This is a genomic window from Serratia sp. M24T3, assembly GCF_000257645.1.
Classification (GTDB): Bacteria; Pseudomonadota; Gammaproteobacteria; order Enterobacterales; family Enterobacteriaceae; genus Rouxiella.
Window position 1 is genome coordinate 1 of record NZ_AJHJ01000046.1, and the last position, 14,368, is coordinate 14,368.

The window sequence follows — 14,368 nt, forward strand, 5'->3', positions numbered from 1 at the left end:
CTGGCACCTTTGACTTTTGGAGCATCGCTGGCAACTTATGGTCTTGCGGTGGCAGTAGCAATCACTGCGGCCGAGGTGGTGTCAGGGGTGACCATGATAGCCAGTGGATTGGTTGAGCAAAAAAATCCACAGGCTGCGGCGCGATTAGGCTGGGCATCGCTGGCGGCAGGGCTGCTTTCTGCCGGGCCGGGGATGGTAGGTTCGGCCAATCGAAGCCTGCACCAGGCAACGGCTTCACTGCGAAATCGCCTGGGCAATATTAAGGCTCAGGGCTTAAGCGGCGGTGCAGTAAAGGCAGCCGCCAGAATGGCGCGTGAAGATGCTTTAAAATACATCGATGATCCGGATAAATTTCAACATAATATTTTATTTCCAACGATTCATTCGAGCGATTTAAATCCTGCTGTAGAAATGCAGAACATTTTCAGCAATCGTTTTACTCAGGACGAATGGGTGTTTATGAGTAACTATAGAGAGTTTAAGGGAGTGCCATATTATGCGAGTGATGTCGGGAAATATCAGTACCAACGCATGGCAGCAGAAGGTGGGTTCATTGGTAAGATGCCAAAAAGGATTATCAGAGATTCAGTTGTTAATGAACAAACTATTGAGATGACTCAAGGTAAGACGGGGCAGGATCTTTTCGATTCTTTCTTTATGACACCCAATGGTAAGTCAACCAAGCGCATCATGGATGAATTTTCCTTGCAGGCTGCAAACGTAGAGATGTTGACCGAAGGTGATTTTACCAGTTACGTAATAAACATCAAATAAATGTTGGGTTGCTAGAGTTTTGTTTATTTAATTATTGACTAAAAGTATACGCCTTCCTTAGCTATTTTATTATTTTTTAGAAAGGTCATTCAATGAAAAATATTCTATTGGGATTTAACGGTGAACGCTCGGACCCCATTAGCTTTAATAATCATCCGGGCAACGGCTATCGTGCATATAGCCCGATTTTAAAGCGTTTTAATTGCCCGGACAGCTGGAGTCCTTTCGGTGAAGGAGGCATTAATCCTTACGTCTACTGTGCGGGCGACCCGATTAATCGAGCCGATCCCAGCGGGCATATGAGCTGGCAGGCAAAGTTGGGGATTGCATCGGGCGCATTGGGCATCCTGCTGGCGGGAATAACTTTTGGGGCATCATTAGCGGCGTATGGCCTTGCCGCGACAGTGGCTATCACGGCGGCAGAAGTGGTGTCGGGCGTTACTGCAATCGCCAGCGGTGCTTTGGAGCCTAAAAATCCACAGGCTTCAGCGCAATTGGGCTGGGTTTCATTGGCGACTGGCATGGTTTCGCTCGGCGTTGTGGCAGCCAAAATGAGCTTTCGTGGAGCGAGTCGATTTGCTGCCGTTCAGCGCGCATCCGCAGTGGACCAAGAACTTGTGCCATTGGGAGAATTAACGGTTTTAACGGAGCAGGCGCGTTCAGAAAGAGCGATGCGATATATTGATAAAGTCGGTAACTTTTCTCATCGAGTTGACAGAACAGAAGTGTATTCTCGCGATATCAGCCAGCTTGGTAGAAATGCTAATGTGTTTATTAATCGCTATGATGCAGGTGTCTGGATATTTGAACAAAATTTCAGGCCGATAAAAAATTTCGATTACTATGCCAGCGATGTTGCCAAATATCAGTATTTACAGGTAGCTCGAAGGGTTGAGTCTTCTGCGGTAATGCCAAGGAAAATCATCCGCCAGGGGGTGGTGAATCAAATCACTCTTAATATGACCAGCGGGAAGCAGGGGGACGAGTTGTTTTCCGCTTTTTTTCAAACGCCTAATGGTAAATCAACCCAGAGAATTATGGATAATTTTTCGTTGGTCGCAGAAAACGTCGAAATGGAAGAGCTTGCGAGCCACGCAAATTTTGTCGTTTGGCTAAAAGAGTCGTTTTAGCCCATCCTTTACGTGATAACTGCCAAACTCTCTGGTTAGCATCGGCTGATAAAAATAATCCCCACGCTGTGGCGCAATTCTTGCTTATCTTAGGCAACGGCGGTTAATGCTTAGCCTGCTAATATCATAATAATGTCACTAACAGAGAGGCTGTAGATGCAAGCTCAAAATATTATTTTCCCCGCACAAATCTTGCGTGGTCCGGGGGTTTTGTCGCAGCTGGGCGAGATTTGCTCTCTGCTTGGCAAACGCGCCATGGTGATTGGCGGCCATCAATCATTACAGGCTGTCGGGGAAAAAATTAGTCACTCACTGGAAGGTGCTTCGGTTGACGTGGTCGCCATGGAATGGTTCGGAGGCGAGACCAGCGAGGGAAATATTCTTCGTTTGGCCCAACAGGTTGTCGCGCTGTCCGCAGACGTGATTATCAGTGTGGGGGGTGGGAAATCTCTCGATACCGGTAAAGCCGTGGGCGTGGCAACCAACGTGCCGGTGATTACTGTTCCAACGATTGCAGCAACCTGCGCGGCGGTGACACCGTTGACAATCCGCTATTTCGACGATGGGCATTTTCGCGATCTTTATCCGCTGCCACAGGCTCCCGCTGCGGTGATCATTGACAGCGAATTGTTGGCTCAGGCCCCGCTGCGTTGGCTGGCAGCAGGATTGGGCGACACGCTGGCCAAATGGTACGAATTTCGCGCCATCAGCAGCCATCACGCCGAACTTACCGGAGTTGCTCGTTCGTCCAGCGCCAACAGCCGAATTTGCTTTGACTTGATTGCCTCCTACGGCGCTGCCGCCTGTGACGCGGTGCGCGCAGGTAAAGCCAATGCCGAGCTAGATCAGGTGCTTGATGCAATTTTCATGTTTGCCGGCCTGACGTCATTAATGAGCAGTGGCGCGCACGCGGCTGCCTCACACGCCATTTACGAAGGTTTCACCGTATGTGACAAAACCCGCGAATTCGGTCACGGCCTGTTGGTAGGTTTAGGCAATCTTTGCCTGCTGGCGCTGGAGAAACGCAGTGACGAAGAGCTGCGCGAAGCGGTAATACTTTCTCACGCCTGCGCCGTTCCGCTGCGTTTAAGCGAAATTGCCGAACTTACCGCAGCTGAACTTGAAGAGATTATTCAGGCTTCACTGCACGCGCCAGACATGCACAATATGCCATATCCGGTGACTGCCGAGTCACTGTATGCGGCTTTTGCCCGCGTTGAGTCAGTAGCCAACGAATTGGCTCTGGTGTAAATCCGTTGCACCCTCTCCCGCATCGCTTTGCACTAAAGTGGTGCAGGAAGGGCCGGGCATTAACCGCTTTAATCTAGCTCACCTGTCTCAGTGAAGAGTCTTGCTGATTATTTTGCAATGCGTTTAAGAAAAGCGTTAATACCGTATTTAAGGCGCTGCCTTTTTTTACCACCAGGCTAAAGGGTGTGCTGATTTTAATTTCTTCCGGCAGCAAGGCCTTAAGCTTATTACCGCCGAAAAGATGAGTTGCATAATGCTTTGGCAAAAATCCAATATAATTACCCGTCAAGATTAACAAACTCACTGCTTCAACTTGCACCGCTACTGCATTAGAGGAGGAGAACTCGAGGTAGTTATTTTTCTCGCTATGGTTTGCGTAGAAATGATTAACGATATCGGCCGATTTGATTTGTTGCTGGGTTATTTTTTCATTAGAGATGCAATAAAGTTCATGCCTGTCTGCACAATAGAGGTGCGCTATTTCTTCATATAAATAGTAATAATCAAACTCAGGCTTTTCCTGATACACCGGCATGATGCCACAGGTAAAACGCCCGTCGAGCACACCGCGTTCAATCTCGTCCAACTGGGTAGCATGCAGGCGAACGCTGACCTTGGGGGCACGGCTGTGTATTTCTCCAAGTGCATAGATTATAGGTGAATTTTCATCAGTTATCGTGTTGTCGATGATGCCGATATTCAGCTCGCCAAACATGTCATGGCGGGCATTGTTAAGCTTGTCGCGAAACTGATTGATCGAGGCGAACAAATCCAGGCAGGCCTGATAAGTGACTTTTCCGTGCTCGGTAAGAAAGAAACCTTCGCGGCCTCGAGTACAGAGTTTCATTCCGAAGCGTACTTCAAGATCTGAGATTTGTTTGCTGATCGCCGCTAAGCCAATATTTAATTCATTACAGGCAGCGGTAAATCCTCCTGCTTCCACCACGGTTTTAAAAACGCGTAAAAGTTTTAAGTCTGCAACCCCAATGCCGTGCTGATTTAAATCACTTCTTGTGGGTAATGTGTTTCCTGATTTGGAAAGTGGACTTTCCATAAAAAATATTTACCCCCACTGCAAATGACGCCAACATCGAATTAACCAAGATTTCTTAATTAATATTTTTCAAGAGCGAAAAAACGGGCTGCCAATATTTTTTGTGGCCTGGTTATTTTCTAAAAAATGATGGAAATAACCCGGAAATTTCGCTTTCTCACTGCTTGTTTTGCAACATCTATGCCATGAAGGAGTTAAGAATGTCCCAGCCCGTCGACCGTCTATGGGGTGCACGCTTTAAACAGGCACCCGCACCCGCGCTGAGCGCACTGTCACGCAGCCCGGATTACTATTTCGCTCTTGCCGAATATGATCTGCAAGGCTGCCGTGCTCATGCATTCGAACTGCAACGCGCGGGGCTGCTGGATGACAAAGAAACCGAGCTTATGGTGGCCGCTATTCGCCAGCTGGCGGTGGACTATCGCGCCGGAGTGGTTGAACCTATCGAAAACGACGAAGACGTTCACACCTTCATTGAGCGCATGCTGACCGAGCGTCTGGGTGAGTTGGGCGGCAAGCTGCGCGCCGGGCGCTCGCGTAACGATCAGACTGCCAACGATTTACGCCTCTATTTGCGCGACAACGGCCGCAAGATTGTTGCCGCTTTGCTTGAATTACAGCAGGCGCTGGTAAAACAGGCCGAGCTGCATCTTCACACTCTGGCCCCCGGCTTTACTCATCTGCAACAGGCGCAGCCTATCGTTTTTGGTCACCAATTAATGGCGCATGCGCAGTCTTTTGCCCGTGACGTGCAGCGTTTTCAAGACTGGGACAAACGCTGCGCACTTTCTCCACTGGGAGCGGCCGCGATGGCTGGTTCGGCTATCGCCATGCATCCAGAACTTTCTGCCAAAGACCTCGGCTATGACGGTGCCTGTGAAAACTCGATTGATGCCGTTGCCAGTCGTGACCACGTGGCGGAGTTTTTGTTCGCTGGCAGCATGCTGGGCGTTAACCTTTCGCGCATTTGCGAAGAGATATGTTTGTGGGCTTCACGCCAGTTCCGCTGGGTTGAACTAAACGATGGCTATGCCACCGGCAGTTCTATCATGCCACAGAAGAAAAACCCGGATATCGCCGAGCTGACCCGTGGCAAAAGTGGTCGGCTAATCGGCAACGTGACAGCGATGTTGACCACCATGAAAGGGCTGCCGTTGTCTTACAATCGCGACCTGATCGAAGACAAACGCAATGCTATCGATACCGTTGACCAGCTTCTGCTGGTGCTGCCCGCAATGGCCGGGATGATCGACACCATGGTGGTCAACGTCGAGCGCCTGCGTGAAGATGCCCCGCAGGGTTTTACGCTGGCAACCGAGGTCGCAGACTGGCTATCGCGTCGCGGAGTGCCGTTCAAAGAGGCGCACGAGATAACCGGCAAGCTGGTTCAAGTGTGCGAACAGTTTGACCTCGAGCTGCATCAAGTCAGCGATGAACAACTGCAACAGGTTGACGTTCGTTTGCTGCCGCAGGTGCGCGAATGCCTGACGCTGGACGCGGCAATTCACGCCCGCAGCGGCTGGGGTGGCACTTCTCCAGTGCGCGTTGCCGAGCAAATCACCCGCCTGAAAGCGGTGCTGGAACAACAGTCCCTCTGGGTGTCGAGTTACACCGGCCTGTCACTTTAATTTCGGGAGCCTGTTATGCAGAATTCACGCACCGCAGCCAGCGAGTTGAAAAATACTCCGGTTGACCTCAGCGAGTATCAGTATGTTCCGCAGCGCTATTACGGGCGTATTGTGGCCTCGATTGTGATTTTGGTACTGCTGGCGCTGCTGATCAACGCCTTTGCCCACGGCAAAATCGAGTGGCGTTTTGTCGGGCAATTCTTTACCGCCAAGGCAATCCTCACGGGCTTGGGCAATACCATCGTGATGTCGATTCTGGCAATGGCGCTGGGAGTCATTTTCGGGGTGATCATTGCCGTGATGCGCATGTCGAGCAATCCGGTACTGAGCGGCGTGGCTATCGGCTATACCTGGATTTTTCGCGGTACGCCGTTGATTTTGCAACTGTTGCTGTGGTTCAACCTGGCGCTGATTTTCCCGACTATCAGTATTCCCGGGCTGTTCAGTTTCCAAACCGTTGACATTATGTCGCCGTTCACCGCGGCGCTGCTGGGTCTGAGTATTAATCAGGGCGCATACACCTCGGAAGTGGTGCGGGCCGGGCTGATTTCTGTTGATCAGGGGCAGTATGAAGCCGCCAAATCCATCGGCATGACCCGCATTCACGCGCTGCGCCGCATTATTTTGCCGCAGGCGATGCGGGTGATCATTCCACCGATCGGCAACGAATTTATCAGCATGGTCAAGACCACCAGTCTGGCCAGCATGATCCAGTATTCCGAGCTGTTATATAACGCGCAAACCATCTATTTCGCCAACGCCCGCGTCATGGAGCTGCTGTTGGTGGCCGGGATTTGGTATCTGGCGGTGGTGACGTTGCTGTCAATTGGCCAAAACCGACTTGAACGCTACTTCGGGCGCGGTACTCGCCGCCGCAATAGTTAAGGACTCCTTATGAAAAACATCATCACGGCGTCCAACGTCAACAAATACTTCGGCGATTTTCAGGCACTTAAGAATATTAATATTGAGGTCAGGCACGGGGAAGTGATGTGCGTGATCGGCCCGAGCGGTTCCGGAAAAAGCACTTTTCTGCGCTGTATCAACCAGTTGGAACGTATCGATAGCGGCGGTATCTGGGTCGATGATGAGCTGGTCGGCTACCGTATGGATGGCAAAAAACTGTATCCGCTCAATGATAAGCAAATCGCCCGCCAGCGGTTGAAGACCGGCATGGTTTTCCAGCGCTTTAATCTGTTCCCGGATAAGACCGCGCTGGAAAATATCATCGAAGGGCCGTGTCAGGTGCTGCTGCGTCCGGTGAAAGAGGCGAAACAGGAGGCGATGGCGCTGCTCGAGCGCGTTGGGCTGGCGCACAAGCGTGACGCCTATCCGATGGAGCTTTCTGGCGGCCAGCAACAGCGGGTGGCGATTGCCCGCGCGCTGGCGATGAAGCCAAAACTGATGCTGTTTGATGAGCCGACTTCGGCGCTTGACCCCGAAATGGTTGGCGAAGTGCTGGCAGTGATGCGCAGCCTGGCTGCAGAGGGGATGACGATGATTGTCGTGACCCATGAACTTGGTTTTGCGCGAGAAGTGGCTAATCGCGTGGTCTTTATGGACGAAGGCGGAATTATAGAAAGTGGTAATCCTGAAGATGTCTTGCTGAATCCACAAAACCCAAGAACGCAGAATTTTATTTCCGCGGTTCTGATTTAGAAACTTTACACATGGGAAAAATTTTGATGAAAAAAACGCTGTTGTCACTGATTACCGCTGGCGTATTGCTCAACACCGCCGCCTGGACGCCAGGCGCGTCTGCCGCCGAAGCGCTGAAACAAAAAGACGAAATCAAAGTTGCGATGATGCCGAACTATCCACCGCTGGAATTTAAAGATCCCGCTACCGACCAGCTTACCGGCATGGATTACGATTTGGGTATGGAAATCGGCAAGCGCCTGAACCGTAAAATCAGCTGGCAGGAAATTGGCTTCGAGCAGATGGTCAACGCCGTGGCAACCAAGCGCGTGGACATGATCCTCTCCGGCATGACCGACACCAAACCGCGCCAGGATATCGCCACCTTCGTTGACTATTACAACAGCGGCCCGCAGTTCTACACCACTGTGGCACATAAAGAAATCAACACCATGCTGGACCTGTGCGGCAAGAAAGTCGGCACCAGCCGCCGCACCACATTCCCGGCCGAAATTGCTGCCTGGAGCACTGCAAACTGTACTCCGGCAGGTAAGCCAGCCATCGTCGTGGTCGGCGCGGAAGGCACTGCCGATGCCCGCACCCAACTGCGTCAGGGCCGCATTGAGGGCGTAGTGCAGGGCAGCGAAACCCTGCCGTACATCATGAATCTCGAGAAAAATACCTATAAGCCGTTGGGCAAGGCCTTTGCCTATCAGGTTACCGGTATCGGCATCAGCAAAGATGACAGCGCACTGATCGACGGGGTTAAAGGCGCGTTGACAGCCATGATTGCTGACGGTACCTACCTGAAGATCCTCAGCAAATGGGGGCTGCAAGATGGCGCAATCAAAGAAGTGACCATTAATAAAGGGCAGTAATTTACAGGAGCGGGATAACTCATGACGATTTCCAACGCGGCCAGTCTTTGGCCGCACGGCAAAAAGGGTTGCATGGCGCTGGCGTTTGACCTCGATGGTCCGACCGGCGATGCGATGCTCAACGGCACGCTGTGGCACAAGCCCGAATATTTTACTTTTGGTGGCTATGGGCCTTATCGCGCGCTGGCTCGGCTGCTGGATTTGCTGGACGACTATCAGCTGCCAGCAACCTTTTTTGTTCCCGCCTGGGTGGTGGAAAACTGGCCGAAGCAGTGCCAGGCGATTGTCGAACGCGGCCACGAGGTGGCTTATCACGGCTATCGTCATGAGTCTTTTTTTGCCATTGATGCCCAACAGCAGCGCTGGGTGATGGAAAAATCCCGCGAAATTTTCTGGCAGTATCTCGGTATTCGCGCCGAGGGTTTTCGAACGCCGTCCGGTGACTGGCACATCGATACTCCATCGATATTGATCGAAGCCGGGGTGACCTATTCCAGCAGTATGCGTGGCGACGATCGCCCGTATCTGATTCAGGTGCCAGGCCATGAAAAACCGCTGGTGGAAATTCCTGGGCGCTGGGAAATGGATGACTACGCCTCAATCGCCTACACCCGCGAGCCAAATTTCCCTTCAGGTCTTGACCGCACCGCCAGCTATGAACTGACGCTGGATAACTGGTGCCGCGAATTCGACGGTGCAATGAACGAGGGGCTGAGTCTGACCACCTTGTTCCATCCAAAAATCACCGGCAAGCCAGGGCGAATCATGCTGCTGGACCAATTTTTTACTCATTTGCGCAGCCGTGAAGATGTGTGGTTTGCTCGCTGTCGCGAAGTCGCCCAGTGGTGGTTAGAGGAGCACAGCGATGTCAAATAACAGCACTTCGGTGCAGGAAAAATGGCCGCAGGGCAAGCGCTGCGCGGTGGTGATTACTTTCGATTTCAATGATATTCAGGGCATTCTCAGTCAGGTTCCAGCCGTAGCCGGGCGCGAAAAAACGCTGTCGGTCTGGCGTTATGGCACGCTGCGCGGCATTGATCGCATTCTGGCCATGCTGGCGGAAAAAAACCTGCGCAGCAGTTGGGTCGTACCGGGAATTGTTGCAGACGACCATCCGCAAAAAATCACCCAGATTGCTCGCGCTGGCCACGAACTGGCGACCAGCGGCTATGAGTTTGCCAAATTTGATGACCTGAACCTCGAGGAACAAGTTTCCAGCCTGCAACGCGGTCAGGCGGCGCTGAAGGCTTATAGCGGTGAAAAACCGCGAGGTTTTAGGATTCCTGCCGGTAACTGGGCGCCGGGATTTGCCGATGCGCTGAGCGAAGCAGGCATTGACTGGAGCTCTTCTTGGCGCGGCGATGATTTGCCTTATTTTCAGCCGACGATCACCGGGGAACAGTCGCAGTTGGTTGAATTACCTATGCATTACGAGCTGGAGGATGAGCCTTACTTTGCCTTCAACCTTTCACCGGCGGTACCTCCGGCGCAGTCGCGGATTGCTTCTTACAGCCACACGCTGGGCAATATGAAGATGGATTTCGACGGTTTTTACCGTTTTGGCCTTTGCTATGTGCTGCGTCTGCATCCAGAGGTCATTGGCACGGCAGGGCGCATTGGCATGCTGGCAGAGCTGTTGGATTATATCACTTCAAAGCCGGATGTCTGGGTTGCTACGGCAGGGGAAGTTGCCGACTGGTGGCGGCAAACGCAGCCGCAAAATGAGGCGTCGCATCCGGCGCAAATCTGGCAGCAGCATACACAGAATGGAGTGCAGCCGTGAGTCAGTGCATGGATTTTCAATCGCAACTGGTAGCTTTCGTTTGCGATACCCAATTTGATGATTTACCTGCCAGTCTGGTCGCGCGCACCAAGCGGCACATTATCGATACTCTTGGCGCGGGTCTAGTCGGTGCGACCAGTGAGGTGGCTAAAGACATGGCCGCGATATTGTTAACTGAAGGTGCAGCCCCGATGGCTGCATTGTGGGGACGAGGGGAAAAAACCTCCCCGCGCAATGCGGCCTTGCTCAACGGCATTGCCGCTCACGCGCTGGAGCTGGACGACACTGGTGGCTGTGACCATTCCGGCGCGGTGGTAATCCCGGCCATGCTGGCAGTTTTACCGTTGTGTGAAAAACCGGTCAGTGGTGAAGAGTTTATTACTGCCGTGGTATTGGGGTATGACGTGGCGCGGCGAGTATTGGAGGCCTGTGGCGGTTACTCGGCGCACAACGGCGCGGGCTGGCATTCGACATCAACCTGCGGCGTGTTTGGTGCTGCGGTCGCCGCCGGTAGATTATTGGGTCTGAACAGCGCGCAGATTTCAGCGGCCTTGGGCATCGCGGGGAGTTTCAGCGGCGGCCTGTGGGCGTTTATCCATGACGGCTCACAAAGTAAAAAACTGCATGCCGGACGCGCGGCCGAGGGCGGCGTGCTTGCGGCGTTAAGTGCGCAGGCGGGGATCACTGGCCCCACAGGTTTGTTTGAAGATCACTGGGGCGGTTTTCTAAAAACGCTGGCACCGACCACTGCACAGCCACGGGCGCTGGTCGCTGATTTAGGGCTGGTGTGGAAACTGATGCGCTGTTCAATCAAACCTTATGCCTCATGTCGCGGTACGCATTCGGCAATCGATGCTACCGGAATTTTGCTTGCGCATTTGGGAATGAAAACGGAAGATGTTGAGCGTATAGAAGTGACGATGTCACCTTTTTTGCAGGAAATGTGTGGCGATGAAAAAATAAGTTCGCTGGCCGCCGCGCAAATGAGTATCCGCTATGCGGTGGCTGCGCGCTGGATTTACGGCCATGCGGGACTAGACGCCTATGGCGAGCAGCAGCGCCGCGATCCGGCCTTGTTGGACGCCATCTCGCGGATATCGTTGAATGTTGATGCCAGCTTTAGTGCCGATGGCGAGCCGGAAGTGACGTTAATCGCTAAAAATGGTCAGCGCCTGAGTCACTGCGTGGATATCGCGCTGGGTGCGCCAGGAAACCCGGTTAGCGATCAGCAGCTACAAGACAAGTTTATTTCATTGGCAACCAGAGCGATTAGTCTGCCAAAGGCACAAGAGTTGTGGGCAAGGGCATTGGCGCTGGAAACAGAATCCTCTGTGGATGAGTGGCTGGAGAATCTGTTTTGAAACAGCGTTGACCTCTCAGGTATAGCCGCCAGACATTAACCTAATAAAACAATTAACCTAATAAAACAATTAACCTAATAAAACAATTAACCTGATAAAACAATTAACCTAATAAAACAATTAACCTGATAAAACAGTGGGTGCGTGAGCACCCATTAGTCATTTTTACGGCAGCGTATAGACATCGGGCCGCCGGTCTTTTAATACCTGATTAAAATCGTTCCAGTTACGATGACGTTTGGCATCGGCCAGATTTATCGTAGCGAGGACTATCTCGGGATTTTTGTTGCTGGCGGGACCAGCCACCGGCCAGCCGGTATAGCTGGTAATCAGGCTTTGGCCGATAAACGGCTGGTCGCGTTCAATGCCAACGCGATCGGCGGCAGCAATATAGAGAGAATTGGTGTGCGAGGCTGCCATCACCAAAATATTAGCCATTGCCTCTCTGCCTGGGTCTTGACCGGGAATCGGTACCCAATTGGTCGGCACGCACACAATATCAGCGCCCTGTAATGCCGCCATGCGAAAGCTTTCAGGGAACCAGCAGTCGTAGCATATCTGACAACCCAGAGTGCCAATGCGAGTTTTAAATACCGGGAAGCCCAGATTGCCCGGCTCGAAGAACAGCGCTTCGTCGCCCCACAAATGCACTTTCCGATAGCGGCCAATCAGTCCTTCCGGCCCGATAATCACCGCTGAGTTATAGAGACTTTCGTTTTCGCGTTCGGTAATCCCTGCAACCAGATAAACATTCAACCGCGCAGCGCAATCAATCCACGCCTGTGTTGACGCACCCTGCGGGATAACTTCTGCCAGAGAAAAAGCTTCCTCGCGAGAAGCAAAAACGTAGCCGGTATTACATAGCTCCGGCAGAACCAGCAGATTGGCACCCTTGGCGGCTGCCTGTTCAATCATGGCAATGCTGGCTGCGACGTTATGCGCGGTTTCACCAAAAACCGGTTCCATCTGAAGACAAGCCACGGTGACCGGGGCTTCATTGCGAGAAGAGGCCATAGTTTGACTCCTGGTTTTTACAGACTGGCAAGCATTGCCGGTCGGAAAAGTATTAGCTCAATCTAAATGCTGCTGACTGACGGAGGTTACCGTTTTAACTTTTGTTCGCGTTGACCGCCAGCAAATTAAAGAACCCAGGCTGACCATTGCTGCTCCCTGCCAAAATGAAATACCGAGCGGAGTGGAAAGAATAAACGCCGCCAGTGCCGAAGAGAAGATAGGAATAAAATAGGAGGCAGTCGCCAACACTGTGACATTGCCATGCAGAATACCAATATTCCACGCCGCATATCCACAGCCTAACGCCACGGCGGCCAGCACCAGACTAATGGCAGCGTGCGGAGTGAAATGCAGGGTTGCAGCAGAACCAGCTGCATATTTTATCCACAAAGTTGCAGCGGTCAGCATAAAGAACAGCGTGATACCGTTGCTGCCGTTGGCTTTTTTGCTGGTCAAAATACAATACAGCGACCAGATAATTGCTCCGGCAAAAGCCAGTCCGTAACTTAGCGGATTGCTTTGTACATTGGCGGCGATCGACACCAGCGAAAGTCCCCGATTGCCGCTTAGCACCCAGCATAAACCCGCAAACGAAAGCACCATGCCGGGTATCAGCAACAGGTTGGCCTTTTGATGTTTGAAAATCACCGCCATTAGAATAGTCATGCTCGGCCACAGATAGTTGACCATCCCAACTTCGATAGACTGGCTGTGGTTATGGGCAAAGCCTAAAGACAGCGACAGGCAGATTTCATAGGACACAAACAGCAGGCTGCCGAAATAAAGATAAATTCGCGGGAAGCTGCCGAGTTTGGGAATGCCGACGGTAAAGAATAACAACACTGAGGCCAGGCTGTAGATCATCGCCGCGCCGCCCACCGGACCTAGCCCTTCGGCGACGCTGCGGATAAGCCCGGCGACCGAGCTGAAGAAAATCACTGCCAGCAAACCGATAAGCGTGGCTTGCCTGGCAGAAAAGGTTAACCGATCCACAGAACGACACAGGCAGCAAAAATACAATACCCGCCAAATAGGTGCCATTTCCCATGCTCGAGCCATCCGGCCAGCCAGCGCAGCGCGACCAATCCGGCGATAAAACTGAATACCATTCCCATCAGGCTCGGCAACAGAATGCCACTAAAAGCCGCAACGGGAGCCGCGCCTGCCGCCGGGTGATACACGCGCAGTGCCTCTTTCACGATGACCGCCGGGGTTAATACCACCGCGAGGGCAAAACTGAACTCTTCCGCCGTTTTACGCGCTACGCCCATCGATAAACCGGTCGATATGGTTGCACCAGAACGGGAAAATCCGCGGAATGGCAGGCAAAGACCTTGAACAAAACCGATCGACAGCGACTGTAAAATCGACATTCCAGGCGCCTGACGTTCTTTAATGCGTGAGGAAATCAGGATCAGGATACCTGCGGCCAACAGTCCCGAGGCGATAAGTTTACTGTTGCTGAATAGCGATTCGATTTGAAAATCGGAAGCATTACCGGCGTAAAATTTCTTGATCAATTTTTGCAACGATAGTCCAACAATGCCGGTCATTACGGTAGCTAAAACGATGTGTAGCGCGATGCGTTTAAACGCTGCAAAAGAACTGAAATAGGAATCACGCCATGATTTCCAGAAAAATACGATAACCGCAAACATGGTACCCGTGTGCAGCATCACTAAAAGCAAAGTCATATTCGGCGCGCTAGGGTCCAGCCCGAGCAGTTTTTCCGCCATGATCACGTGAGCCGAGCTTGATACCGGCAGTAATTCCGCCAGCCCCTGAATAACTGCCAAAATGAAAATATTCAAAAATGTCATACGTTCTCCGTAAAGGGCTGGGATTCATCACGTTTTT

Annotated in this window: 14 protein-coding genes; 10 read left to right on the forward strand and 4 right to left on the reverse strand. The window is 52.1% G+C overall.

Features of this window, described 5'->3' with window-relative positions:
* Positions 1-93: 93 nt before the first annotated feature.
* The 3 genes from SPM24T3_RS25210 (at position 94) to SPM24T3_RS21970 (ending at position 3,155) form a co-directional block, all read left to right on the forward strand.
* Positions 94-774: a hypothetical protein gene (locus tag SPM24T3_RS25210; RefSeq protein WP_157135351.1), complete on the forward strand. Its 681-nt coding sequence runs from the start codon at positions 94-96 to the stop codon at positions 772-774.
* Between the two features lie 92 nt (positions 775-866).
* Positions 867-1,904 carry an RHS repeat-associated core domain-containing protein gene (locus SPM24T3_RS24370; RefSeq protein WP_009639033.1) on the forward strand — a complete coding sequence of 346 codons (1,038 nt, stop codon included), beginning with the start codon at positions 867-869 and terminating at the stop codon, positions 1,902-1,904.
* A gap of 156 nt (positions 1,905-2,060) precedes the next feature.
* Positions 2,061-3,155 carry an iron-containing alcohol dehydrogenase family protein gene (locus tag SPM24T3_RS21970; RefSeq protein WP_009639034.1) on the forward strand — a complete coding sequence of 365 codons (1,095 nt, stop codon included), beginning with the start codon at positions 2,061-2,063 and terminating at the stop codon, positions 3,153-3,155.
* Positions 3,156-3,228: 73 nt separating this feature from the next.
* Here the strand turns inward: SPM24T3_RS21970 and SPM24T3_RS21975 are convergent, their stop codons facing one another.
* Entirely contained in the window at positions 3,229-4,209 is a 981-nt protein-coding gene (locus SPM24T3_RS21975) for a LysR family transcriptional regulator (protein WP_009639035.1), read from the reverse strand.
* Positions 4,210-4,409: 200 nt separating this feature from the next.
* On the opposite strand from SPM24T3_RS21975, the gene argH reads away from it, so the two are divergent.
* Genes argH through SPM24T3_RS22010 form a run of 7 tightly spaced genes read left to right on the forward strand, consistent with a single transcriptional unit; the run spans position 4,410 to position 11,497 of the window.
* Complete coding sequence (argH, locus tag SPM24T3_RS21980; protein ID WP_009639036.1) at positions 4,410-5,837, forward strand: argininosuccinate lyase; 1,428 nt, start codon at positions 4,410-4,412, stop codon at positions 5,835-5,837.
* Positions 5,838-5,852: 15 nt separating this feature from the next.
* Positions 5,853-6,722, forward strand: a complete 870-nt coding sequence (locus SPM24T3_RS21985; RefSeq protein WP_009639037.1) for an amino acid ABC transporter permease — start codon at positions 5,853-5,855, stop codon at positions 6,720-6,722.
* A gap of 9 nt (positions 6,723-6,731) precedes the next feature.
* Positions 6,732-7,496, forward strand: a complete 765-nt coding sequence (locus SPM24T3_RS21990) for an amino acid ABC transporter ATP-binding protein (RefSeq protein ID WP_009639038.1) — start codon at positions 6,732-6,734, stop codon at positions 7,494-7,496.
* 26 nt (positions 7,497-7,522) lie between these two features.
* A complete protein-coding gene (locus SPM24T3_RS21995) occupies positions 7,523-8,353 on the forward strand; it encodes an ABC transporter substrate-binding protein (RefSeq protein WP_037379497.1) in 831 nt (276 codons plus the stop codon).
* Between the two features lie 21 nt (positions 8,354-8,374).
* Complete coding sequence (locus SPM24T3_RS22000) at positions 8,375-9,229, forward strand: polysaccharide deacetylase (protein WP_009639040.1); 855 nt, start codon at positions 8,375-8,377, stop codon at positions 9,227-9,229.
* Positions 9,219-10,136 carry a polysaccharide deacetylase gene (locus SPM24T3_RS22005; protein ID WP_009639041.1) on the forward strand — a complete coding sequence of 306 codons (918 nt, stop codon included), beginning with the start codon at positions 9,219-9,221 and terminating at the stop codon, positions 10,134-10,136. The genes SPM24T3_RS22000 and SPM24T3_RS22005 overlap by 11 nt, the downstream gene beginning before the upstream one ends.
* 8 nt (positions 10,137-10,144) lie before the next feature.
* Positions 10,145-11,497 (forward strand): MmgE/PrpD family protein, encoded by a 1,353-nt coding sequence (locus tag SPM24T3_RS22010; protein WP_009639042.1) that lies wholly within the window; start codon positions 10,145-10,147, stop codon positions 11,495-11,497.
* A 165-nt stretch (positions 11,498-11,662) separates the two neighbouring features.
* Here SPM24T3_RS22010 and SPM24T3_RS22015 read toward each other — a convergent pair whose 3' ends face one another.
* From SPM24T3_RS22015 to SPM24T3_RS22025, 3 genes are read right to left on the reverse strand one after another with little or no spacing between them, the layout of a single operon-like run.
* The gene (locus SPM24T3_RS22015) at positions 11,663-12,511 is read right to left on the reverse strand and encodes a nitrilase family protein (protein ID WP_009639043.1); all 849 of its coding nucleotides are present in this window, start codon (positions 12,509-12,511) and stop codon (positions 11,663-11,665) included.
* Positions 12,512-12,568: 57 nt separating this feature from the next.
* Positions 12,569-13,504 carry an aromatic amino acid DMT transporter YddG gene (gene yddG, locus SPM24T3_RS22020; RefSeq protein WP_009639044.1) on the reverse strand — a complete coding sequence of 312 codons (936 nt, stop codon included), beginning with the start codon at positions 13,502-13,504 and terminating at the stop codon, positions 12,569-12,571.
* Positions 13,492-14,331: an undecaprenyl-diphosphate phosphatase gene (locus tag SPM24T3_RS22025; protein WP_009639045.1), complete on the reverse strand. Its 840-nt coding sequence runs from the start codon at positions 14,329-14,331 to the stop codon at positions 13,492-13,494. The genes yddG and SPM24T3_RS22025 overlap by 13 nt, the downstream gene beginning before the upstream one ends.
* Between the last annotated feature and the right edge of the window lie 37 nt (positions 14,332-14,368).